Below are 23,963 nucleotides of genomic sequence, written 5' to 3'. Positions count from 1 at the left end.
CGGCGCGCTCGGATTTGTGCGTGAGCATCGCACTCTCAGTCGATGTCGCAACTATGTGCGCACTTCACGCGCGCAAGACGCCGTCCTGCATGTCAGTCACCAACCCGCATCGGAGAATGACTCCTCATACAACCACAACGTTTGTTGACCAAATTCTATGCGGAGAGGCTCAAACATTTTGCTCGGCAGAAATGACCTACGGCCCCTATGATCCTACCGTGCAATGTTTACGGAGGAGCGCCGACATGCCGCCAAAAATACAACCTAAGGATGTTTTTCTGCCCGCTGAACTCGATATCTTTCGATCGACCGATTCGATCTTCGATCTGTGGGGCGACGGATTGGACTCGCTGCGGCAACTGATCGAGCTACAAAGTACCGCAACCGCGTCCACAGCGCTGACGGCCAGCTCCAGCAACCTCAGCAACGCCAGCGGCGCGGCTGCAGCTGGTGGCCTTTATTCGACCTATCTCGACCTCAGTGGCGCTGAACTCACGCCTTGGCACTGGGGCCTTCGGCTCCCGAGCACCGCGTCACGCGAACACACGTCCTTCGTCCACGACGGTGATCAAACGCTGCCCTCCGCCTTCGAGCAGAGCGCGGGCAACTATGGTCCCGGATGGTCCGTCAGCGCGCTGGCTGCGTCTTCGGGCGAGACGTCTTCTCCGCTCACCGCCTTGATGGACGCCCTTGCCGGCCCCATCCCCAGCACCACGGCTAAGGCCGGCGAAACGTCAGGCATCTCAATCCTTGCCCCCTTCACCGACAACTGGACCTTCTTCGCCGCTGAAAGGGAAGCACCCGCAAATAGGCATGATGCCGTTGCCGTCGCGCCGCATCACGACGTTGCCGCGCACACCGATACGGTCGGCGCGCCAGCCCTCGACACGGCTCCGAGTGTATCCAAAATCTCGGCCGGAAGCCCGACGCCGGCAACGCAAAGTCAGACATCGCTCTTGCACCAGGCGTGGTCGAACGGAGACACCATCGACACCACCGGCAAGGTCGGAGCCACGCCTCAACAGCTGCGTCAAGCGATGGACCAGACTGCGGCCAGCGGGGACGGAAAGGGAATCAAGATCGGCCTGCTGTCGGACAGCTTCGATTTCCTGAAAGGTGCCGATGCTGACAAAGCGAGCGGCGCGCTGCCATCGTCGGTCGAGATCCTCAAGGAGGGGACGTCCGGAATCGACGAGGGCCGCGCGATGCTGCAGATCGTGCATACGATCGCGCCGGGCGCGAGCCTCGCCTTCTACAGCTCACCTGGGAGCGAGCAGGACTTCGCGGACGGAATCCGCAAGCTCGCGGATGCCGGGTGCAAGGTCATCTGCGACGACATCTTCTACTATCACGAGCCGATGTTCCAGAACGGCCCGATCGCCAAGGCGATTCAGGAGGTCGTCGCGAAGGGCGTGACATACGTGACCCTTGCCGGGAACAATGACGGCGCCGGCTATCAAGGTGCCTGGAAAGGCGTATCGGGTGCATACGGCGGCATGACGTTCAAGAACGCCATGAGCTTCAATGGCAGCATTGTTCAGAATATCACCGTCGATCCCAAGCCAGGGAGCGAGACGCCGCTCCTGCTGTGGTGGGACGAGGCTTACGGGCAGGCGAAGGCCAACCTGCAGATCCATGTTTTCCAGGACGGCAAGTGGCAGGGAACGACCAATCATATTCGCTTCGGCGTTCCCAACGATCCATGGACTGAGTACTTTTTCGACAAGCCGGGCACCTACCAGGTGGTGATCGACAACGCCTCCGACGTCGATCCGGGCATCATCAGGGAGGTAGCGGCTCACAACGGCCGCCACTACGCCACGCTGCAATATTCCAACATCGGAACCGTCTACGGCCATTCCATGGTGCCGGGCGCGATCTCGGTGGGCGCCGTCAACAGCGCCAATACGCCGCCGTTCGGAAGCGAGCTCGTCAATGAGCGGTTCTCGTCGTCAGGCCAGGGCACCCAGCTTCTCTTCGATGATCACGGCAACCGGCTGCCATTTCCCATTCAGCTCCATCCGGTGACTGTCTCGGGCGTCGACAATATCGCGACCACTGTGACAGGGCCGCTCAGCGACTTCTACGGCACCTCGGCCGCGACACCGACGGTCGCAGCACTCGCCGCGCTGATGCTGGCGGCAAACTCTCAACTGACGCCCTTCGCAGTGTCGGACGTCATGCAGCAGACCGCGCTGGAGATGAAGGACACGGATAAGGCCGGCGCCGGCCTGGTCCGCGTCGACCCCGCGGTCGCCGCCGCCAAAGCCTATGCCGACGTGCTGATAGAGTTCAGCGGCAACACCAGCCTGTCGCAGCACGGCATCAACTACTTCATCACTCAGATCGGAGGATGGGGCAGCATCGAGCTGAAATCCAACGGCAAACCGGTCATCGCCGGGCTACAGCAAGGCTGGGTTCCGATCGGCGCCGAAGCGACAGCGAACGGCTATCAGGTCGCGTGGAAGCTACAAGGGTCTGAACTCTACAGCGTCTGGACCGTCGACCCGCTCGGCAATCTCGTCAGCAAGCCGTTCGAGAAAGTGGCCGGCACGAGCGCCGAGCTCGAGACGGCGGAGCTGGCCTTCCATCAGGATCTCAACCATGATGGCGTCATCGGCGTGCCACTGAACCTCAATGCAGCCGTGGTCTGGTCGACCGGCTGGCGGGACAAGGCGCCCGCAAGCTATGACGGCCATAGCCTGACATTGAGCGCCTCGGCGAGCTATGATGGGCTGCACACGCTGGACCGCTTCCACTTCGCTGGCGACGGCAAGGGTGGAGCCACGATCAGCGTGGCGGGCGCAGGCACGGCGTCGGCCACCGCAAGCGTCGGCGATCCGTTGGTGCGATTCGACGCCGGGCATGATGCGTTCGTCTTCGCCTCGCATTTCGGGGATATCCGCATCACCGACTTCGATCCGGCGCGCAATACGATCGCATTCAGCCCGGGCCTGTTCGCAAGCCAGCAGGCTCTGCTGGCCGCGATCCATGACGATGGCCACGGCAACGCCGTGATTGCGGACGCGGCGCACGACACGTTGACGCTCGATCACGTTTCGGTCGCGGCGCTGCTGGCACATCAGTCGCAGCTGCATATCGTCTGAGGCAGAGAGCCGACAGCACAGCCCGGCGTCAATGGCGCCGGGCGTGCTCTTGACCAAGAGGACGATCTTCAGCTGCGGAAATGCTTGGAGAGCTTGAGCCCCTGGGCCTGGTAGTTCGAGCCGATGCGACTGCCATACATCGCATCCGGGCGCGCCAGCATCTTCTCATAGACGAGACGGCCGACGATCTGGCCGTGCTCGAGAATGAACGGCACCTCGCGCGAGCGCACCTCGAGCACGGCGCGCGCGCCCTGCCCGCCCGCACCGGCATAGCCGAAGCCGGGGTCGAAGAAGCCGGCATAATGCACGCGAAACTCGCCCACCAGCGGATCGAACGGCACCATTTCCGCGGCGTAGTCCGGCGGCACCTGGACGGCCTCTTTGGAGGCCAGGATGTAGAACTCGCCGGGATCGAGGATCAGGCTGCCATCGGGCCGCGCCTTGATCGGCTCCCAGAACTCCTCGACCGCATAGCCGCCACGGCGGTCGACATCGACCACGCCGGTATGACGCTTGGCGCGATAGCCGACATAGCCATTGGCATTGGCGCCCGACAGATCGACCGACAGCGCCACGCCGCCGGCGAGATCGGCATCATCGCGATCGACCAGCCGCTCGGCCCGATGCAGCGCGTTCAGCTCCGCCTCCGTCAGCACCGCGTCGCGGTAGCGGAAGCGGACCTGGGACAGGCGGGAGCCTTCGCGCAACAAGACGGGAAACGTCTTGGGACTGATCTCGGCATAAAGCGGGCCATGATAGCCGGCGCCGATCATGTCGAAGCGGCGGGTGCCGTCGGCGATCACGCGGGTGAACACGTCGAGGCGGCCGGTCGAGCTCTTCGGATTGGCCGCAGCCACGATATCCTTCGGCAGCGCCAGGCTCTCCAGCAGCGGCACGATGTAGACGCAGTTGGTCTCCAGCACCGCGCCATCCGCGAGCGCGAACTCATGCAGCTTCAGCTCGTCGATGCGTTCGGCCACCGTCGATCCCGGCCCCGGCAAAAAGCTCGCGCGCACCCGGTAGGCGACGTCGCCGAGCCGCAGGTCCAGGCTCGCCGGCTGGATCTGGCTCTCGACGAAATCATATTCGGGGATGATCAGGCCGGCCTCTGTCATCGCCACGATCATGCGATCGGGCAGGATGCCATGGGCGTCGGGAGGGAGCGAAAACGGCAAGACCTGATCCTTTGCAGGCGCCGGAACGGCGGCTTATCGAGCCTATATAGGGTCTTTTTACCGGTTATCCGATGGCTGGCTTGACGGAAAGGTCGGTTACGACTAAGAGCAGCACTTATCCCGTGGTGATTTGAGCCGGCCGGCTTGCAGCCACGTTAAATAAGTCGCTAAACAGGCCGGGGACGAATGTGATCCCGGCCGTGAGGAGTTATCCCAGGCCGGTTTTTTTGTGCCCGTCGCCGGAGGCGGCGGTCACGATGGAGGTCACATGTCGAAGTCCCCCGCGAAGGCGCCCGCGTCGTTCGCCCAATATCGCCCCGAAACCCGGCTGGTGCATTCCGGCAGCTTGCGTTCCGAATTCGGCGAGACCGCCGAGGCGCTCTACCTGACGCAAGGTTTCGTCTACGCCACCGCCGAGGAATGCGAGGCGCGCTTCAAGGGCGAGGATCCCGGCTTCATCTATTCGCGCTTTTCCAACCCGACCACGGCGATGTTCGAGCGCCGCATGATCGAGCTCGAAGGCGCCGAGGCCTGCCGTTCCGCGGCCACCGGCATGGCTGCAGTGACCACCGCGATCCTGGCCCCGCTGCGCGCCGGCGACCACGTCGTTGCCGCGAAGGCGCTGTTCGGCTCCTGCCGCTACGTCGTCGAGGACCTGCTGCCGCGCTACGGCATCGAGTCGACGCTGGTCGACGGGCTCGATCTCGACCAGTGGCAGAAGGCGGTCCGGCCGAACACGAAATCGTTCTTCCTGGAGAGCCCGACCAATCCGACGCTCGACGTGATGGACATTCCGGCGATCGCCGAGATCGCGCATGCCCACGGCGCGCGGCTGATCGTCGACAATGTGTTCGCAACGCCGATCTGGCAGAGCCCGCTCGCGCTCGGCGCCGATGTCGTCGTGTACTCCGCGACCAAGCATATCGACGGTCAGGGCCGCTGCCTGGGCGGCGTGATCCTGTCGTCGGAGGCCTTCATCGCCGAACACATCCACAATTTCATGCGCCAGACCGGCCCGTCGATCTCGCCCTTTAACGCCTGGGTGCTGCTCAAGGGCCTGGAGACGCTGGCCGTCCGCGTTCGCGCGCAGACCGAGAACGCGGCGAAGGTTGCGGATTTTCTCGCGACGCATCCGAAGATCTCGCGGCTGATCTATCCGGGCCGCGAGGACCATCCGCAGGCCGCGACCGTCAGGAAGCAGATGCGCGCCGGCTCGACCCTGGTCGGCTTCGAGGTCAAGGGCGGCAAGGCCGGCGCGTTCCGCACGCTTAACGGCCTCAAGCTCGCGCGCATCTCCAACAATCTCGGCGACTCCAAGACGCTGGTCACGCATCCCGCGACGACGACGCATCAGCGGCTGTCGCCGGAGGCGCGCGCCGAACTCGGCATCAGCGAAGGCTTCATCCGCTTCTCCGCAGGCCTCGAACATGCAGACGACCTGATCGCGGATCTCGACGCCGCCCTGGGGGCGGCGTAGCGAATGGCGAATAGGGAGTAGCGAAGAGCAGGATAGGACCTCTTCCCTATTCGCTACTCGCGATTCCCTATTCGCCGCTCATCACATCGGCCGGTAGGTCGGCACATTGGCCGGGGCGTTGACGCCGAGCTTGACCTGACCGACCGAACGGATGATGTCGTCGCCAAGCAGCTGGGCGAAGCAGGCATAGCCCCAATCGCTCATGTGCAGGCCGTCCGAGATCACGAACTCATTGATCGGGATCGCCTGGCGCTCGTGCCAGTCGCGCATCACCTCGAAGCGCGGGAAGATGCCGGCGTGATGCAGCTCGGCAATGCGGCCGAGCAGCTTGTTCATGCGGCTGGCATTCTCGGAACGCTCATTGACGCGCGGCGAATATTGCAGATCGACCAGCACGACGTCGGAGGCCGCCGCCTGAAGCTTGGCGACGCCATCCTCGACCAGCTTTGCGGTTTCGGCCGGATCGAGATCGCGCAGCACGGCATTGGTCCCGACCTGCCAGATCACGAGATCGGGATGATGATCGATCACCGACGTCTCGAGCCGCTTCATCATCTCCGGCGCGTCCTCGCCGCCGACGCCGGCGTTGATGACGCTGATGTCGGCCATCGGATATTGACGGCGCAATTGCGCCGCGAGCCGGTTCGGATAGGTGTAGTCCGGCGCACTCGCACCATAGCCCTGCGTGGAGGACGAACCGAACGCGACGATGACGACCGGCAGTCCCGAAGCCAGCTTGTTGGCCACGTGCGGCAGCGAGATGAAGTTCTTCTTGGCCACACCCTTCGGCGGCAGGCACGGCACGCGGTTGAAGATGTCGGTCGCCGACTTCGCGACCTGCTTGACCTTGTCGATCGCCCGATCGGTGATGCTCCTCTGCTGCGACGCGGGTTGCGTGGCCGCGACAGGCTGAGCGGGCGTGCCCGGCGCGCTGATCTCCGGCGTCGCGGGCTGGGTCGGCGGCGACGATGGCTGAGCGGCGGCCGACGGGCGCACCGCGGCGATCTGGCCGGATCCCTGGCTGCCGGCCTGGGCCAGCGTGATGTGGCCGATGGTCGGCCGGAGCTCACCGATCGAAACGGTCTCTGCGTCAGGCGCAGGCGGGGCAGCGCCGTCGGCACGCGCCAGTTGCGCGCTCATCGAGAGCGCGAGCACCGTAGCGACGACGGCGGACAGCGTCTTCCAATGTCCGGATACGCGGTCTTTACAGGGGGAAGTCATGAACAAGACGGATCCTAGTTCTGCTGTGCCGGCCCGAGATGAGCCGCGTCGATGATGAACTTCGACAGCGCCCGGCCGAGACAGTCGTGAACCTGCTTGGCCAGCTCGATCCCGTGCGTCGGATTGAACAGGTCGAAATCGCCCTGCTCGTTCCATTGCCGCATGATGGCAAAGCGATCGAACAGCGGAATGTCGCGCTGCTGCGCCACCACCCGCATGTTGTCGATATAGGGCGGCACGGAGATCAAGGTCTCCGTGCGCGGGCTGTATTGCAGGTTCATCAAGATGACATCAGCCCCCGCATTCTGCAGCGTCGCGACACCGTCATTGACTGCCTGACGAAACTCATCAGGATCGATGGACCGCATGGCGTCGACCGTACCGGTTTGCCAGATGACCAAATTAGGCCTTTTTCCTTCCACCAGTTTAACAAAATTGGCAGCCGTTTCCTCTGCTGTTTTCTTCGGCTGCAGCTCGACGCTGATATTGACGGGGACGGACGGCAGCCTCTCTTTCAGGGCCGCCTGCAGCCGGGCGGGGTACGCATTGGCGTCGGAGGCGCTGACAATGGCGGATGAGCGGCTCCCCACCACCAGAATATCAAGCGGACGGCCATTCTTCACGGCATCTGCAACTTTTGAGAGTGGGCTCTCGGTCGTCAGCAGGTAGGCCGGCACCTCGCAGTTTTGCGGCGCATCTTCGGCCCGCGCGACTCCGGCCAGCGAGATCGCCAGCGCCGCGACACCAAACCTTAACCACGAGACGGACTTCATCAGCCCCCTCCCGCCATATCAGCGTTGCTGCGCGCACCCTTCCGCGCCGCACCCTTATCGGCCTCACGCTTGTACCACGAAATCAGCGAGGCAACTCCCCACATGGCGAGAATGCCACTCAGACTGATCAAGGCGTGCATCATGGCGCCGCCGGACACTTCGGCAAGTACGAAGTGTCCGGCAAACGCCAGAAACACGCCGAGACAGAAGATCTCCAGCGAGTGTTGCCCACAAACAATCAACGGACGCAGCCAGCGCGACTTCAGCGGCGGCCAATCCTTGGGCAGATAATGGACGGTGAGCGCTGCGAGTGCGAGGAAATGGGCAAAACGCAACACGTCAAGGTCTGTTTTGTCGATCGGATACATCCATTGCTCGATTCGCCGTGGCATCAGATGGCCGAGCTGCGGGATGTACCAGGTCAGCGTGACGAAGAACGCCGCCACCAGATAGGCGACGCAGATGCCGAGCGTGACCGGGGAGTTCAGGATGCGTGACATACGCTTGGCACCGCCCAGCGCACACCACGCGCCGAACACGAACAGCAGCTGCCACGCAAACGGATTGAAGGCCCAGAAGCCGTTCGGATAGGCCGAAAGATAGAGATCGAATTCCCAGGTGACCGCGTAGAGCACGACCGATAGCCCGAGCGTCACGTCAGGGCGCCAGCGCATCAGCCACAGGATCAGCGGCAAGAACAGCATCAGCACGATGTAGAGCGGCAACACGTCCATATTGACCGGACGGAAGCGCAGGATCAGCGCCTGGACGATCGTCACGTCCGGCTGCTTCAGGAAGTCCATGATCCCCATCTCTTCGGTGTAGAGCGGGTTCTCGAAGCTGGTCGCGACGTAGGAGATCTCGGCGAGGAAGATCGTGAACAGGAAGACGTGGGCGACGTAGATCTGCCAGACCCGGCGCAGGATGCGCGCGGTGGCGACGATGAAGCCGGCATCCTGCATCGCCCGCCCATATACGAAGGCCGCGGTGTAGCCGGAGATGAAGATGAAGATCTCGGTGGCGTCGGAGAAGCCGTAATTGCGGATCGTGAACCAGGTCAGCAGGTTCGGCGGCAGATGGTCGATGAAGATCAGCCACAGGGCCAGCCCGCGAAACAGGTCCAGCCGCAGCTCGCGCTCGCCGACCGCCGGGAAGGTGATCGCGGGGGCCGCGACGCTCGCGGGCGCAGCCGTCTCTGCCGGCGCAGGCGGGGCAGCGGCTCCGGGGACGGACGGTCCGGCAATGCGATCGGCAATCGACGTCATCAGGCACCACGTCAAGGCTGCCCGCCCGGGAGGCACGGCAGAGGGAATGTAGGGCTGCGCAATTTTTGCGCAAGCGATGAAGGACTTATCAGCTCGGCCGTGCCCCGGTTTTTGATCGACGCCGGGGCCTGGCCCGGGGGCGTCAATTCAAGATCCGGTTCCGGTTCTGATGGCGACCGCGTGACGCACAACCCGATCGCTTCGCCACCCCATACAACCTGCGCCGGACGTCACGGTCTCCGGTCCCGACCAAGGACCGGCGTGCGCGAACGGCGGAGTCCGCGATTCTGGTGCCATAATCTGGAACTGTGTTGAAAGCTGGGTGGGCCCCGGATTGGTTCCCCGGCAAGTTTCCGCTACAATGCATTCATGTACCGCGCCGTGACTCGCCAGATCGAAGTGACCGTCGAACCGAACTTTCTGCCCGAGAAATCCTCGGTCGCGGATGGCCGCTGGTTCTGGTCCTATACCGTCGTCATCACCAACACCGGCGAGGACACGGTGAAGCTGCGCAGCCGGCACTGGATCATCACCGACGGGGTCGGCCGGCAGCAGGAGGTCCGCGGCGAGGGCGTGGTCGGCGAGCAGCCAGTGCTCGCGCCCGGCGAGCGCTTCGAATACACCTCCGGCGTTCCGCTCACCACCGCGTCCGGCTTCATGGCCGGCTCCTACCAGATGGAGAGCGCGAGCGGCGAGCAATTCGATATCGCGGTGCCGGCGTTTTCGCTCGACAGTCCGGATGGCGGCAAGAGGGTGCTGAACTAGCCGCAGCGGGATCCGGTTCAGTTAACGCCCGATCGTGCGCCCCCGCGTTTTCCAGATCAGCGCGACGGGCAGATTGATGGCGCGCCGCGGCGGATTGCACACCGACGATGACGAATTCACGAGCTCTGTCCGGCGCGGGCGGGACGCTTCACATCACGCGGATCGGCGCGGTGAAGCGTACGGCGCGGCCGGCCGGCCAGAACGCCTCGATCACGACCATGTCCATCCCTGTATAGCCGCGTTGGGAGACGTAGACGGCCTGCACGCCGGGCACACGGCGGCGATTGCAGGCGCTGCGCACATTGTGGTCGGGGAAGGTTGGATAGAATCCGGCGCGGCGGATAGTGACCTTGCCATGCTCGGGCTCCTGGATCACGCGCAGCACGACCTCGCCGGCGGCGGTGCAATCCGGGTTGGTAGCGCCGGCCTGATACAGGATCACCGGCCTGCCCGACAGGACGAACTTCGTGGCGGCTTGCGCTGCGCCCGGCGACGCGAGCAGACCGGACACGAGCAGACCCATCACGACCAACACCACACGCATTCAAATCCCCCGCACTGACTTTCGCGTGGAACTTAGCCGCGGAGGTTGCGTCCGTCGAGGGTGTTCGGACGATGTGAGATCGCGTGCGAACGACGAACGATCCGCGACGTTCGAGGCTATCAGAGCGGCTGACTGCTCAGACGACGCGAATGGCGATGGTGGTGCGCTGGGCGCGGCCGTTCGGAAAGAACACCTCGATGACAACGAGATCGTCGCCGACATAACCGCGCTGCGACACGTAGGTCACGAGCACGCCGGCCACCCGGCGCGCGTTGCACGCGCTCCGCAGATTGACCGCCGCGTAGTTCGGAAACACCCGGGTCCTGCGGATCGACACCTTGCCGTGCTCAGGTCCCTGCGCGACGCGAACCTCGACATTGCCGAGCGCGCTGCAATCGGGATTGACCGACGTCGCGTTGAACAGGATCAGTTGCTTGCCGGATGGGATGACCCTCTCGGCATGCGCCGCCACTGCGGACAGCAGCAGCCCGACCACGACCAACAAGATGCGCATTCTGTGATAGCCCCCGGCACGCCATTCCCCGGCCGAACTTAGCCGCAGAGGTTGAGTGCGTCGAGAGCCGTTTCAATGCCGCGCGATGCGCGCGAACGAGGGACCCTCGCGCATATCGCATAGACAGAGGGCCCCGTTGCGTCGGAAGCATTGGGTCAAGCGCCGCGCCCGCCGCATCCGGGCCGCATGTTAGTTCTCCGTCACGCCCGCTTCATGCGGGGTGAACTGATAGACCGAGGAGCAGAACTCGCAGGTAACGACGACCTTGTCGTCCTTGACCATGTCGGCGCGGTCCTGCGCGGAGAAGCTCTTCAGCATGTTGGCCACGGCATCGCGCGAGCACGAGCAGCGTGCCTGCAGCGGCACGAGGTCGAACACGCGGACGCCGCGCTCGTGGAACAGGCGATAGAGCAGACGCTCGCCGGACAGCGCCGGATCGATCAGTTCGACATCCTCGACGGTGGCAACCAGCGACTGGCCCTCGACCCAGGCCTCGTCCTCCTCGACAGCGTGCAGTTCGGTGCCCTCGGGCGCATCGCCGGGATGCAGATCGGCCTGACGCAGACGCTCGGGCGCCTGCGGCAAAAACTGCGTCAACAGACCGCCGGCGCGCCAGCGCAGCTTGCCGCCGCTCCACTCCTCGCCGACGGCGAGGCGCACACGGGTCGGGATCTGCTCGGAGCGCAGGAAATATTCATGCGCGGCCTCCTCCAGGCTGCCGCCGGTGAGCGCGACGAGGCCCTGGTAGCGGCTCATGTCGGGCCCCTGGTCGATGGTCATCGCCAGATGGCCCTTGCCGAGCAGTGCGCCGGAGTCCTTCGCCTCCGAGAGGCGCGCCTGGTCGTAGCGCGCATAGGCGCGCAGGCGGTCGGGCGCCTGGAAGTCGACCACCAGGAACGACACCGGCCCGTCGGTCTGGGTCTGCAGGATGAAGCGGCCGTCGAATTTCAGCGACGAGCCGAGCAGGGTCGTCAGCACGATGGCCTCGCCGAGCAGCTTGCCGACCGGCGCCGGATAGGCGTGCTTGGTGAGGATGTCGTCGAGCGCCGGCCCCATGCGGGTGAGGCGCCCACGCAGATCGAGGGCGGACACTTCGAACGGCAGCACGGCGTCGTCGACCGGCACGGCCGAGGGTGCCCGGCCGGTATCGAGATGGATGTCGTTGTCGGGGGAATTGGATGTCATCGGGCGTATTTGGGGATGATGCGGGCAAAGTGAAGGGGGTTGTGGAACTAGCGCATATGGCGGGCTCCGTAGGTAGAGGGTGCACCGAGTATGCCGCAACGTCTCTCGAACCAACATTGAACTGCTCGATTGGCAAATGCGATCGATCAGCCCCAACACGGCGCTCATGACTGCGTCCTCTCCCCCCTGTGGGAGAGGGCTACACCGGCAGAAGCTCCAAGCTCGCGCGGGTGAGGGGTTCGTGCCGCAAACTCAGGCCTGCGCTCGGGGCAACCCCTCACCCGCATTCGCGGCTGCTCGCTTCTCACGCCACTAGCACGCTATGATCAGCACCCTACGCCCGTTCGCCGAAGCACCAGGCCAGAATGCCCTTCTGCGCGTGCAGGCGGTTTTCGGCTTCATCGAAGACGACGGACTGCGGGCCGTCGATCACCTCGTCGGTGACCTCCTCGCCGCGATGCGCGGGCAGGCAGTGCATGAAGATCGCTTCAGGCTTGGCCAACGACATCAGCTTGGAATTGACCTGATAGGGCTTCAGCAGATTATGTCGGTGCTCGCCGTCCTTGTCGCCCATCGACACCCAGGTGTCGGTGACGACACAGTCGGCGCCGGTCACCGCCGCCTCCGGGTCGTGGCCGAGATGGATGTCGGCCTTGGTGGCGCGAATGAAATCCTTCATCGGCTTGCCCGGCGACAGCTGCGGCGGCGTGGCGACGTTGAGGCGAAACTTGAAGCGCTCGGCGGCGTGCGCCCAGGAGGCCAGCACGTTGTTGTCGTCGCCGGTCCAGGCGACGGTGCGCCCCTCGATCGAGCCGCGATGTTCCTCGAAGGTCATCACGTCGGCCATCACCTGGCAGGGATGCGAGCGCCGCGTCAGGCCGTTGATGACCGGCACGGTGGCGTGCGCAGCCAGCTCGAGCAGCGCCTCATGGCTGAGGATGCGGATCATGATCGCATCGACATAGCGCGACAACACCCGCGCGGTGTCGGCGATGGTCTCGCCGCGACCGAGCTGCATCTCGGTGCCGGTCAGCATGATCGCCTCGCCGCCGAGCTGGCGCATGCCGACATCGAACGACACGCGGGTGCGCGTCGAGGGCTTGTCGAAGATCATCGCCAGCACCTTGCCCTCGAGCGGCTTCTTCGCGGGCTCGTTGGCCTTCAGCGTCTTCTTCATCCGGCTGGACAGCGCCAGCATGTTGCGCAGCTCCTCGACCGGCATCTCGGTGAGATCGAGGAAGTGACGCGGCGTATTGGCCATGGTCTTGCTCATGATGCGGCCGCCTGCTTCGCAGGACCGCCCGACAGCGCCGCGCAGGCGCGATCGAGCATCTCGACCGACTGTTCGATTTCAGCTTCGCTCACGATCAAGGGCGGCAGGAAGCGCACCACATTGTCGCCGGCGCCGACGGTGAGTAGCTTCTGCTCGCGCAAGGCCGCGACCAGATCACCGGACGGCACCACCGCCTTGACGCCGATCAGCAGGCCCTCGCCGCGGATCTCGGAGATGATGTCGGGATGACGATCGACCACGGCGGCGAGCTTCTGCTTCAACAGCAGCGACATTCTGCGGACATGCTCGAAGAAGCCGGGCGCCAGCATCACATCGAGCACGGCATTGGCTGCGGCCACCGCCAGCGGGTTGCCGCCGAAGGTCGAGCCGTGCGAACCCGGCGTCATGCCCGAGGCTGCCTCGGCCGTTGCCAGCACCGCGCCAATCGGAAAACCGCCGCCGAGCGCCTTGGCCAGCGACATCACATCAGGCGTGACACCGAGCCAACGATGCGCGAACAGGTCGCCGGTGCGCCCCATGCCGGTCTGTACCTCGTCGACAACGAGCAGGAGGCCGTGATCGTCGCAGAGCTGGCGCAGCGCCTTGTAGAAGGACAGCGGCGCCGTGCGCACGCCGCCCTCGCCCTGCACCGGCTCGATCAGGATGCCCGCGGTGTGCGGACCAATCGCCTTCTTCACGGCCTCGAGGTCTCCGAGCGGAACCTGATCGAAGCCATCCATCGGCGGACCGAAGCCTTCGAGATATTTCGCGGAACCGGTGGCGGCGAGCGTCGCCAGCGTCCGGCCATGAAACGCACCCTCGAAGGTGATGATACGATAACGCTCGGGATGCCCCTTGGCGGCGTGATATTTGCGCGTGATCTTGATCGCGCCTTCCATCGCCTCGGCGCCGGAATTGGCGAAGAACACGTAGTCGGCAAAGCTCTGTTCACACAGCCGTGCTGCAAGTCGTTCGCCGTCGGGGCTCTTGAACAGGTTGGACATGTGCCAGAGCTTGGTCGCCTGCTCCTGCAGCGCCTTCACCAGATGCGGATGCGCATGGCCAAGCGAATTGACAGCGACGCCGGAGGTGAAGTCGAGGTAGCGATCGCCATTGGTCGCGATCAACCACGCGCCCTCGCCACGCTCGAAAGCAAGATCGACCCGGGCGAATACGGGGAGCAGATGCGTAGCGGCAACACTGGTCATGACAATCACATGAGCTGACGGGCTGGCCGAGACACGCGCCCTGCGGCGCCATCGCATCAGGGACCCCACCCTGGAAAACAAAATGTGCCGCCTTTTCAAGGCGGCACGTGCACCTATTGTATGCGGGCGGCGCTTGGAGTCAACTACGCGTCAGCTGATCCGCGCCATGGTGACCGTGACATTGCGGATGCATGACACAGCTCAAGACGGATCACAGGGAACCACGGAATGTGTGGACTGTGGCCTCCGACTCTTGCGCGGGAGTCACGCCATATTGTAGCGTTTTCAGCGTCGAGTACGACATCTCGTGCGGCAGTTCCGATCCCTCTAGAAGTTCTTTGTTCGCGTAACGTCCGGGTGCTTCACGCGCTCCCGGCGAGGGATAAGGGATTCTGCCGTCAGGGATTTTCTTGAGACAGATATCGCAGCGCCGTCCCAGAATTGGCCGGCGCAACGCGAAGGGAAAGGTTCGATGACGGTACTGACCTGGTCCGACGATCGCGTCGAGCAACTGAAAAAACTCTGGGAAGCCGGGCTTTCGGCCAGCCAGATCGCCGCGGAACTCGGAAACGTGACGCGCAACGCCGTGATCGGCAAGGTGCACCGGCTGGGTCTGTCAGGCCGCGCCAAGAGCCCGGCGACTGCAGCCCCGCGCCAGCGCAAGGCGGCCCGTCCGGCTCAACCGATGATGCGGGTGGCGCGTCCGGTGGCACGCGGCAACACCGCGCTCGCTCAGGTTTTCGAGGTCGAGGCAGAGCCCGATCCAGTTGCATTCGACAACGTCGTGCCGATGAACCAGCGGCTGTCGCTGCTGGAGCTCAACGAGGCCACCTGCCATTGGCCGGTCGGCGATCCGTCGAGCCCGGATTTCTTCTTCTGCGGCGGCAAGGCGCTGGCCGGCCTGCCCTATTGCGCGCAGCACTCGCGCGTCGCCTATCAGCCCGCGGCCGATCGTCGCCGCCAGCCGGCGAAGTCAAGCCCACGCTGAGAGCCCGGCACGCACGGGCGATGAGGTTGGATCCGCATCGCCCCACGCGCTTCACCTCCCCGGCCTCAATTCACAATGGCCGATGAGGATCGACCCGGCACACGCCGGCTGGGCGCGCCTCGGTGGACTACGCCGCTCGCGCGGGCTTCGACTGCGGGAAGCACGCCGTGAAGGCAGCGCCCTTGCGCGGAACGCTTTCGATCAGCAGCCGGCCGCGATGGCGGTTGAGAATGTGTTTCACCAGCGACAGGCCGAGCCCGGTGCCGCCCTGCGCGCGACTGTCACCGACATCGACGCGATAGAACCGCTCGGTCAGGCGCGGCAGATGCTCAGGCGCGATGCCCGGGCCGAAATCGCGGACCTTGACCCGGATTTCCGGCGTCCCTTCGCCGGACACCGCCTGCTCCAGGGACACGATCACGCGCCCCCCCGAGGCGCCATATTTCAGCGCGTTCTCGATCAGGTTCTCGAACACGCGCAGCAGCTCCTCGCGATCGCCGGCGATCGTCACCGGCGCGTCCGGCAGGCTGGTCTCGATCTCCACCTGCCGCTCGCGCGCCAGCGGCTCGAGCCCATCGGTGACCTGGCGAATGATGGCGACCATGTCGACCATGGTGTGGGGCTGAACATGCGCCGACAGCTCCACCCGCGACAGCGACAGGAGGTCGTCGATCAGCCGCGCCATGCGGGTGGCCTGGGTATGCATGATGCCGAGGAAACGCTCGCGCGCCTTGGCATCATCCTTGGCCGGCCCCTGCAGCGTATCGATGAAGCCGGACAGCGCCGCGAGCGGCGTGCGCAGCTCGTGGCTGGCATTGGCGACGAAATCGGCGCGCATCTCCTCGACCCGCCGCAGCGGCGTCAGATCGTGGAACGTCATCAGCATGCATTTGTCGGTGCCGCCAAACGCCGTGGGCACCGGGACGGGGGTGATGATCAGCTCCGTCCAGCGATCGACCGGCACGTGATCGTGATAGGTGGCGCGCCTCAGCTCGGTCGAAGCAATCGCCTCGCGCAGCGCGGTGATGATCTCGGGCGTACGCAGCGCGAATTGGGCCAGCTCGCCCTTGCGCAAGGCGGGCGCGAGTTGCGCCGCCGCCGCATTGAGATGGATGACGCGTCCGGCGCGGTCGAGCAGCACGGCCGGCACCGGGATGCCGGCCACCACGGCGCTGACCGCGGCGGCCTCGACCGGGTTGGCGTGGCGCTCCTCCTCGCGTTTGGCCACGGCGCTGTGCAGCCGCCACGGCACCAGGGCCGCCCCCGCAATGCATAGGAATACCGCCAGCGCCCGGAACGGCAACAGCTCGTCGAGCAGCACCAGCCCGGTCAGGGCCAGCGCGGCCGCGAGCAAGATGATCGCGGAATGGCGCAGCCGGTCCGGCCAAGGGGCGAAGAATGTCGGGGGAGCGTCCGAGGGAGAGTCAAGAGCCATCGCGTCCTACTCGTCTCCCATTGTTGCTTTCAGGCTCCGGAATCGCTGCGCTTCCTCACATAAGCGGCTTCGGGCGGGGGGCTCGGATCGAGGCTGAGCGCCGCCTGACGCAACCGCTTCGACCTCGCGCTGATGATGACCTCCCGAAACGTCAGCAAGATTACAGAAATGAGGAAGGGCGCCAAATAATACAGCATCCGGAACAGCAGCATTCCGGCCAGCAGCTCCTCACGGTCCATCTGCCAGAGCCCGACCAGCATCGCGGCGTCGAACACGCCGAGCCCGCCGGGCGAATGGCTGGCGAAACCGAGCAATGTCGCGGAGACGAAGATGACCGCGACCACGACGAAGCCGAGATTGGGCTCGTCCGGCACCAGCACATACATCGCGAGCGCGCAGAAGCCGAGATCGACAATGCCGATCGCGATCTGCAGCAGGGTCAAGGGGCCGCCCGGCAGCACCACGGTCCAGGGCCCGCGACCGACGACGCGCGGCTTGGTCCAGACCCAGGCGACATAGCCCATCAGCCCGACCAGGATGGCGATGGCCGCCAGCCGGTTGACCCAGGGCGGCAGCTGGTCGATCGAGGCCGCCGCCTCCGGATGGTAGCTGATGCCGAGGCCGAGCACGGCCGCATTGCCGAGCCAGAAGGTGAGGCCGGCGAGAAAGCAGATCTTGGCGACATCGATCGCGTTCAGCCCATGCGCCGAATAGATGCGGTAGCGCACCGCGCCGCCGGTGAAGACGCTGGCGCCGACATTGTGGCCGATCGAATAGCTGGTGAACGCGGCGAGCGCATTGACGCGGTACGGCACATGGTCGTGGCCGATCGTGCGCACCGCGAACAGATCGTAGAATGTCAACGTGAAATAGCCGGCCGCGACGAACAGCGCGGCCAGCGCGATCTGATGCGGCTCCGTGCTCTTGATGGCCTCGAGCACCTCGTAAGTGTCGATGCCGCGCAGCATGTGATAGAGGACGTAGCAGGCAATCGCGATGACGGCGATGCTGATCAGCACACCGAGCTTGTGCAGGACTTGCTTCTCGCGCAGAAACGTGGCCGCTCCGCGTATGGCTTCAAGCATCTACACCTCTAACCGTGACAACATCACGATGACTGGGCTCGGCACGGGGCCCGAAAGCCGCCGCATCACCTGCGCATACAACGCCCTGGTAGCGCGTTTCGACGCATTGGGGAACACGGGCCATGTGAACCGAAACCACCGCATGGCTATACTTAGCAGGCTTCGCGGAAATGCGATGCACCGTTTTGCCGCACATGCGGCGAAGCTGCGGCGCCGACCAACTTGCGGATCCCCGGTTAAACTTCGGTGAGGAGCACCGCTCTCCGGGCTTTCCGGGGGGACGGGGATGGCCATGATCAGACGATAAGCGTCCGCTGCCGCTTTGACAGGCTCGGACGTCGTCAAACCTTCGTGTCTGCAGAGCACCGTCGGCCTTGCGCCCGCGATGACGCGGCGCAGCGCGAGCCGGGGCGCGACGCCTCGCCGGAGAATGGTCGCACGTCCCGCGGCGGCCGGACGGAGGGGATTTGCCGTCCCGAGGGGCTCAGGCAGCGGATTTGGTCCGCATGCTGCGGACCACGACCAGGGCGCGCAGCCAGGTGCCGATGGCGCAGCCGACCAGATAGGGCACGAACAGCAGCAGCAGCAGCTCGAGCCAGTAGCCGGCCCGGCCGGGGATCAGGCAGGCCACGGCGGCACCGACCAGGATGGCCGCGAGCGCCGACAGCAGCAGCATGACCGGGCGCGACACGCCGGGAGCCCGATGCACCACGGCCACCCACCCCATGGCGAGCCCGATGGCGAAGGCGCCGGCCAGCCAGCCCCAGTGGAAGGCAACAAGATAGGCCATGTCGTCACCTCACCAGGAATTCGATGCGCCGGTTCTGCGCCCGGCCGTCGCCGGTGTCGTTGGAGGCGACCGGCTGGGCGCTGCCATAGCCGACCGCCGTGAAACGCTCGGCCGGCAGCCCCGCCTTGACGAGATAATCCACCACCGCCTGGGCGCGCTTTTCCGACAGCGCCTGATTGGCCGCCGCGTCGCCTTCGGCATCGGTATGGCCGGCGATCTCGACATTGGCCGCGGGACAGCGCATCGCGATCTCGACCAGGCGGTCCAACAGACCGGTGGAGTCGCGATCGAGATCGCTGCGGCCGGTCTCGAAGCGGATCCGGGCCTTGCCGAGCAGGTCGGCGAACAGCTGCTGGCACACCGTCGGATCGACCGGGGCCGCAGCGGGCTTGACGGTGATGTCGGCCTTCACCTGCCAGCCCTGCGGCACGTCCTTGGCGAGCCCGGTGCGGATCTGCCCCGCGGCCGCATCGTACAGCGCATCGCCGGAGATCTTGATGTCGCGATCCGACACGACCAGCGTGCCGGTCGACAGCCGCGACAGCGCGCCAAGCGCCGGCACCACCGCATTCACGAAATTCGCCGGCGCACCGACGCTGTTCTTGAGATTGTCGACGACCTTCTCGCTGAAGAATTTGCGCGACGACGAGCCGACCACGACAGCATGGATGTTCTCGTCGGGCACATTGCCCGACAAGGTCACCGTGACCGCCACCGGGTCCTTATAGGCCTGGAAGATGTAGGGCGGCGCCTTGACCTCATTGCTGGCGACCTTGAAGCCGTCCGGCAGCTTGGCCAGCGCCGCCGCGATGGCCTCGCGGCCGCCGAGCTCGCGCGCCATGCCCGTCAGCGACACCTCGCCATCGGAGATCGTGAACTTGCCGTCCTTCAGCCGGCCGATCTGGCCGATCAGCAGCAGCGCGGCGTCCTCGAAATGCGGCGGCGCGCCGCGCGCCAGGCTCATCTGATCCGCGACCTCACCGCCCTGCAGTGCGGAGCGCGTCGCCTCCACCAGCTTGCCCTTGAGCGCCGGCAGCGGCGCATTGCCGCCCAGGGTGACGCGGACGACATCGCGTTCGACCGACCACACGAAGGGCTTGGCTTCCGGCACCAGCCGGGTCTCGTCATTGACGAGGCGCACGCCGGGCACGGCATCGACGGCCGCCACCGCGTCACGGCGACCGGCCTCCGAGAATGCATTGGCACGCAGCGCCACGTCGCGGCCGTCGACCGTGATGCTGGTCTTGTCGAGCACGGAGCCCTTCAGTGCGGCTGAACTGCGGCCGGCGAGATCATTTTCCAGGGGAACGGTGCTGGTCCAGGCCGCGAAGCCCCAAAGCACGACAAGCGGGATGACGCCGGGCCACCATTTGCCGCTCCACCTGAAAAGTCCGCGCATTCGTCATCCGTCGCATCGAGGAAGCAGAGAGAAAACAAACCCTTGCATGCCTGTCAAACCGAAATGAGACGAGATTTCCGGTATCCTGTAAGGCCGCGGCTAAGGTTTTCTTCAGCGGTTTGTCGGTAACGTTGTCCCGACCACCCACCGGGCCGCTTATTTCAGATGAGGCGATTTCGCAAAAGTTTTATTCGCGCCGGCCTGGAAGCGCTGTATCTCAGCGGCGCGCATGTCTGGTTGCGCCCGATTTTCTCCGGCGTGGGCGCGATCTACACGCTGCATCATGTGCGGCCCCGCCGCACGGCAGAATTCCAGCCGAACTGTCATCTCGAAGTCACGCCCGAGTTCCTGGGCCAGATGCTGTCGCATCTGCGCGACCATGAGATCGACATCGTCACGCTCGACGAGCTGCACCGGCGCCTCGTCTCGCAGGATTTCTCGCGCCGGTTCGCCTGCTTCACCTTCGACGACGGCTATCGCGACAACCGCGATTTCGCACTGCCGGTCATGCGCGCTTTCGGCGCCCCTTTCACGATCTATGTGACCAGCGATTTCGCGGCCGGTGTCGGACGGCTCTGGTGGGTCGCATTGGAACGCCTGGTGGCCAAGGCGCAGCAGATCGAGGTCGAGATCGGTGGCCTGCGGCTCCGGCTCGACGCGTCCACCCAGAGCGCCAAGTGCGCGACGTTCCAGCGCCTGCACGATTGGCTGCGCTCGCTGCCGAGCGAGCATGACATCCGGCGCGAGATCAGCGCGCTGTGCGCCGAGCACGGCATCGACGAAGCGGCGATTTGCCGCGAGCTCTGCCTGTCCTGGGACGAGCTGCGCGCGCTGTCCGCCGAGCCGCTCATCGAGATCGGCGCGCACACCGTGAGCCATTGCAGCCTCGCCAAGCAGACCGAGGAGATGGCCCGCAGCGAAATCACCGAGAGCCGCGCGCGGATCGAGGCCGAATTGCAGCGGCCGGTGCTGCACATGGCCTATCCCTATGGCGACCGCGCGGCGGCCGGGCCGCGCGAATTCGTGCTCGCCGCGGCGAGCGGCTACAAGACCGCTGTGACGACCCGTCCAGGCATGATCTTCCCGGAGAGTGCCGATCACCTCACGGCGCTGTCGCGCGTGTCGCTGAACGGCCACTACCAGGACCCCCGCGTGCTGCCGGTGCTCACCTCCGGCGCCGCCACCGCGATGTGGAACGGCTTCCGCCGCATCGACGCGGCTTAGACCGTCCAGCGTTCAGCACGACCGCGCCCGTCTTCTCGCGACTGCGTCTCACTTGACAGTGGTGACAGGCAGCCTCCACAAGCGCAGCCGATAAAGAAAGGGAGGCACCATGCTCAAGAACCTGTTCTCACTCGATGGGCGCATCGCGCTCGTCACCGGCGGCTCGCGCGGCATCGGCAAGATGATCGCAGCCGGCCTGCTCGCGCAGGGCGCTGCGCGGGTCTACATCACCGCGCGCAAGGCCGGCCCGTGCGAGGAGACGGCCAAGCAGCTGACGGCCGAATATGGCGGCGAATGCATCGCGCTTCCGATCGACATCTCGACGATGGCCGGCATCGATAGGCTGGCGGCGGAGATCAAGCAGCGCGAGCCGAAGCTCGACATCCTGGTCAACAATGCGGGCGCGGCCTGGGGCGCGGATTTCGACGAATTCCCGGAGAGCGGCTGGGACAAGGTGATGAACCTCAACGTCAAGACGCCGTTCTTCCTGACCAAGGCGCTGGCAGCGCCCTTGCGTGCAGCCGCGAGCGCGGAGCGTCCGGCGAAGGTCATCAACATCGCCTCGATCGACGGCATCTTCGTCAATCCGCTGGAGACCTATTCCTACGCGGCCAGCAAGTCGGGGCTGATCCATCTGACGCGGCGCATGGCGGCGAAGCTGATCCACGACCACATCGTGGTGACCGCGATCGCGCCAGGACCGTTCAAGTCGGACATGAACAAGGCCGCGCGCGACCATGAGGACGAGGTCGCCAAGCGCGTTCCGGCGGGGCGCATCGGCACCGACGAGGACATGGCCGGCACCGCGATCTTCCTCGCTTCGCGCGCGGGCGACTACGTGGTGGGGAATACGATCGCAGTCGACGGCGGCATCGTCTACGCGAACCCGGGCATTCCGGGTGCGGGCTGGGATAGTTGAAAGAGGGCGATTAGCGATTAGCGATTAGCGATTAGCGATTAGGTCATATCCCTATTCGCTACTCGCCACTCCCTATTCGCACCTCATCAGGTCTCGATCTTCACGTATTCGAAATCGCCCGGCTTGTTGTCGATGCCGACCTTCGGCGGGGCGATCCAGGAGGCGTATTCGCCGATCTCGGTGACGGGCCTCATCAGCGAGGTGATGTAGGCGCCGTCATCGGTCGAGGGCAACCAGTCGCCCTTGCGCTTGGCCCACGTGCCCTCGTCGATCAGGATGCCGTCGGGCGTCGCATGCACGTCCTTGAACTCGCCGATGGCGCGGTGGAAGGCGACGTGCGGCAGCTTGAGCTGGAAGTCGTAGCCGGCGGTGGTGATGATCTTGTTCCAGCGCAGCAGCCCCTTGATGCAGTCCTGCGAATAGTCATCGCGCAGGCGCATATTGAGCGCGGTCAGCGCCGGCTCGTCGACCAGCTTGATCTCGCCATCGACGAACTTCAGGACCGGATAGGTCGAGTTCTTGAGCTGGTGATCGTCCTGGATCTGGGTCTCGTGATAGCGCCCCTTGATGCCGGCATTGAAGGCGTTCGCGGCGTTGGTCGAAACCTCCGAGCCGAACAGATCCAGCGACAGCGTGTAGTGCAGGTTCAGCTTCTTCTGGATGGTCGGCAGATCGATGACGCCGAGCGCGCGCACGCGTGCGATGTCGGTGGGATCATCGATGCCGGCGGCGCGCATTGCGTCGACCGTGCGCTGGATGACGCGGCCGACACCGGTCTCGCCGACGAACATGTGGTGCGCCTCTTCGGTGAGCATGAAGCGGCAGGTGCGCGACAGCGGATCGAAGCCGGACTGCGCGAGCGAGTGCAACTGCATCTTGCCGTCGCGATCCGTGAAGTAGGTGAACATGAAGAAGGACAGCCAGTCCGGCGTCTTCTCGTTGAAGGCGCCGAGCATCCGCGGGCTGTCCGCGTCACCCGAGCGGCGGCGCAACAGCTCGTCGGCCTCCTCGCGGCCGTCGCGGCCGAAATATTTCTGCAGCAGATAGACCATCGCCCAAAGGTGACGGCCCTCCTCGACATTGACCTGGAACAGATTGCGCATGTCGTAGAGCGACGGCGCAGTCTTGCCGAGATGGCGCTGCTGTTCGACCGAGGCCGGCTCGGTGTCGCCCTGGATCACGATCAGGCGGCGCATCAGCGCGCGATATTCACCGGGGACCTCCTGCCAGGCCGGCTCGCCATAATGCTCGCCGAACGGGATCTTGCGGTTCTCTTCCTGCGGCGCAAGCAGAATGCCCCAGCGATAATCGGGCATCTTGACATAGTCGAACTTCGCCCAGCCGCGCGGATCAACCGAATAGGCCGTGCGCAAGTAAACCAGCGACTGCTGGAAACCCTCCGGGCCCATATCGTTCCACCAGTCGACATAGCCGGGATGCCAGCCCTCCAGCGCCTTGAGGACCTGACGGTCCTCGGCCAAATTCACGTTGTTGGGGATCTTGGTGCTGTAGTCGACGTTCATGATATTCATATTCATCGCCGTGCTCCCTGGCGGGGCGAATAGCGAATGGCGAGTAGCGAATGGAGCAACGGCCCGCTTCGCAACACCCCCATT

Annotated in this window: 20 protein-coding genes and 1 riboswitch; of the genes, 6 read left to right on the top strand and 14 right to left on the bottom strand. The window is 64.9% G+C overall.

Going from position 1 to position 23,963, the window contains the following annotated elements; translation table 11 throughout:
* The first annotated feature begins 89 nt into the window (after nt 1-89).
* Nucleotides 90-3,107 (top strand): S8 family serine peptidase, encoded by a 3,018-nt coding sequence (locus BBTA_RS38035; protein ID WP_168167860.1) that lies wholly within the window; start codon nt 90-92, stop codon nt 3,105-3,107.
* A 68-nt stretch (nt 3,108-3,175) separates the two neighbouring features.
* Here BBTA_RS38035 and BBTA_RS03600 read toward each other — a convergent pair whose 3' ends face one another.
* A complete protein-coding gene (locus BBTA_RS03600) occupies nt 3,176-4,282 on the bottom strand; it encodes a 2'-deoxycytidine 5'-triphosphate deaminase (RefSeq protein WP_012041084.1) in 1,107 nt (368 codons plus the stop codon).
* Nucleotides 4,283-4,394: 112 nt separating this feature from the next.
* Nucleotides 4,395-4,474, top strand: a riboswitch (SAM riboswitch).
* Nucleotides 4,475-4,550: 76 nt separating this feature from the next.
* On the opposite strand from BBTA_RS03600, the gene BBTA_RS03595 reads away from it, so the two are divergent.
* On the top strand, nt 4,551-5,759 hold the full coding sequence (locus BBTA_RS03595; RefSeq protein ID WP_012041083.1) for an O-succinylhomoserine sulfhydrylase: 1,209 nt from the start codon (nt 4,551-4,553) through the stop codon (nt 5,757-5,759).
* A gap of 81 nt (nt 5,760-5,840) precedes the next feature.
* Here BBTA_RS03595 and BBTA_RS03590 read toward each other — a convergent pair whose 3' ends face one another.
* From BBTA_RS03590 to BBTA_RS03580, 3 genes are read right to left on the bottom strand one after another with little or no spacing between them, the layout of a single operon-like run.
* A complete protein-coding gene (locus BBTA_RS03590) occupies nt 5,841-6,980 on the bottom strand; it encodes a GDSL-type esterase/lipase family protein (RefSeq protein ID WP_012041082.1) in 1,140 nt (379 codons plus the stop codon).
* Nucleotides 6,981-6,994: 14 nt separating this feature from the next.
* A complete protein-coding gene (locus BBTA_RS03585; protein ID WP_012041081.1) occupies nt 6,995-7,753 on the bottom strand; it encodes a hypothetical protein in 759 nt (252 codons plus the stop codon).
* Entirely contained in the window at nt 7,753-9,018 is a 1,266-nt protein-coding gene (locus tag BBTA_RS03580) for an OpgC domain-containing protein (protein WP_012041080.1), read from the bottom strand. The genes BBTA_RS03585 and BBTA_RS03580 overlap by 1 nt, the downstream gene beginning before the upstream one ends.
* 369 nt (nt 9,019-9,387) lie before the next feature.
* Between BBTA_RS03580 and apaG the strand changes: the two genes are divergently transcribed.
* Nucleotides 9,388-9,783 carry a Co2+/Mg2+ efflux protein ApaG gene (gene apaG / locus BBTA_RS03575; protein ID WP_012041079.1) on the top strand — a complete coding sequence of 132 codons (396 nt, stop codon included), beginning with the start codon at nt 9,388-9,390 and terminating at the stop codon, nt 9,781-9,783.
* A 148-nt stretch (nt 9,784-9,931) separates the two neighbouring features.
* Here apaG and BBTA_RS38030 read toward each other — a convergent pair whose 3' ends face one another.
* From BBTA_RS38030 to BBTA_RS03550, 5 genes are all read right to left on the bottom strand, one after another.
* Entirely contained in the window at nt 9,932-10,327 is a 396-nt protein-coding gene (locus tag BBTA_RS38030; RefSeq protein ID WP_049795292.1) for a hypothetical protein, read from the bottom strand.
* Between the two features lie 136 nt (nt 10,328-10,463).
* The gene (locus BBTA_RS03565; protein ID WP_012041077.1) at nt 10,464-10,841 is read right to left on the bottom strand and encodes a hypothetical protein; all 378 of its coding nucleotides are present in this window, start codon (nt 10,839-10,841) and stop codon (nt 10,464-10,466) included.
* 189 nt (nt 10,842-11,030) lie between these two features.
* Nucleotides 11,031-12,026 (bottom strand): Hsp33 family molecular chaperone, encoded by a 996-nt coding sequence (locus BBTA_RS03560; RefSeq protein ID WP_012041076.1) that lies wholly within the window; start codon nt 12,024-12,026, stop codon nt 11,031-11,033.
* 334 nt (nt 12,027-12,360) lie between these two features.
* The gene (argF, locus tag BBTA_RS03555; protein ID WP_012041075.1) at nt 12,361-13,287 is read right to left on the bottom strand and encodes an ornithine carbamoyltransferase; all 927 of its coding nucleotides are present in this window, start codon (nt 13,285-13,287) and stop codon (nt 12,361-12,363) included.
* Nucleotides 13,288-13,295: 8 nt separating this feature from the next.
* Complete coding sequence (locus tag BBTA_RS03550; protein WP_012041074.1) at nt 13,296-14,507, bottom strand: aspartate aminotransferase family protein; 1,212 nt, start codon at nt 14,505-14,507, stop codon at nt 13,296-13,298.
* Nucleotides 14,508-14,979: 472 nt separating this feature from the next.
* Between BBTA_RS03550 and BBTA_RS03545 the strand changes: the two genes are divergently transcribed.
* Nucleotides 14,980-15,495: a GcrA family cell cycle regulator gene (locus BBTA_RS03545; protein WP_012041073.1), complete on the top strand. Its 516-nt coding sequence runs from the start codon at nt 14,980-14,982 to the stop codon at nt 15,493-15,495.
* Nucleotides 15,496-15,622: 127 nt separating this feature from the next.
* Here BBTA_RS03545 and BBTA_RS03540 read toward each other — a convergent pair whose 3' ends face one another.
* The 4 genes from BBTA_RS03540 to BBTA_RS03525 form a co-directional block, all read right to left on the bottom strand.
* A complete protein-coding gene (locus BBTA_RS03540; protein WP_012041072.1) occupies nt 15,623-16,930 on the bottom strand; it encodes an ATP-binding protein in 1,308 nt (435 codons plus the stop codon).
* A gap of 29 nt (nt 16,931-16,959) precedes the next feature.
* Nucleotides 16,960-18,015 carry a lysylphosphatidylglycerol synthase domain-containing protein gene (locus tag BBTA_RS03535; protein ID WP_012041071.1) on the bottom strand — a complete coding sequence of 352 codons (1,056 nt, stop codon included), beginning with the start codon at nt 18,013-18,015 and terminating at the stop codon, nt 16,960-16,962.
* 484 nt (nt 18,016-18,499) lie between these two features.
* A complete protein-coding gene (locus BBTA_RS03530; protein WP_012041070.1) occupies nt 18,500-18,805 on the bottom strand; it encodes a hypothetical protein in 306 nt (101 codons plus the stop codon).
* Between the two features lie 4 nt (nt 18,806-18,809).
* Entirely contained in the window at nt 18,810-20,204 is a 1,395-nt protein-coding gene (locus BBTA_RS03525; RefSeq protein ID WP_012041069.1) for an OmpA family protein, read from the bottom strand.
* A 165-nt stretch (nt 20,205-20,369) separates the two neighbouring features.
* Here BBTA_RS03525 and BBTA_RS03520 point away from each other — a divergent pair, with 165 nt between their 5' ends.
* On the top strand, nt 20,370-21,428 hold the full coding sequence (locus tag BBTA_RS03520; protein WP_012041068.1) for a polysaccharide deacetylase family protein: 1,059 nt from the start codon (nt 20,370-20,372) through the stop codon (nt 21,426-21,428).
* Between the two features lie 109 nt (nt 21,429-21,537).
* Nucleotides 21,538-22,347, top strand: a complete 810-nt coding sequence (locus tag BBTA_RS03515) for an SDR family oxidoreductase (RefSeq protein WP_012041067.1) — start codon at nt 21,538-21,540, stop codon at nt 22,345-22,347.
* Between the two features lie 86 nt (nt 22,348-22,433).
* On the opposite strand, the gene boxB is transcribed toward BBTA_RS03515, so the two are convergent.
* A complete protein-coding gene (boxB, locus tag BBTA_RS03510) occupies nt 22,434-23,885 on the bottom strand; it encodes a benzoyl-CoA 2,3-epoxidase subunit BoxB (RefSeq protein ID WP_041750301.1) in 1,452 nt (483 codons plus the stop codon).
* Between the last annotated feature and the right edge of the window lie 78 nt (nt 23,886-23,963).

The sequence above is a fragment of the Bradyrhizobium sp. BTAi1 genome, from assembly GCF_000015165.1.
GTDB classification, from domain to species: domain Bacteria; phylum Pseudomonadota; class Alphaproteobacteria; order Rhizobiales; family Xanthobacteraceae; genus Bradyrhizobium; species Bradyrhizobium denitrificans.
This window is presented reverse-complemented; position numbering and strand designations above follow the sequence as displayed.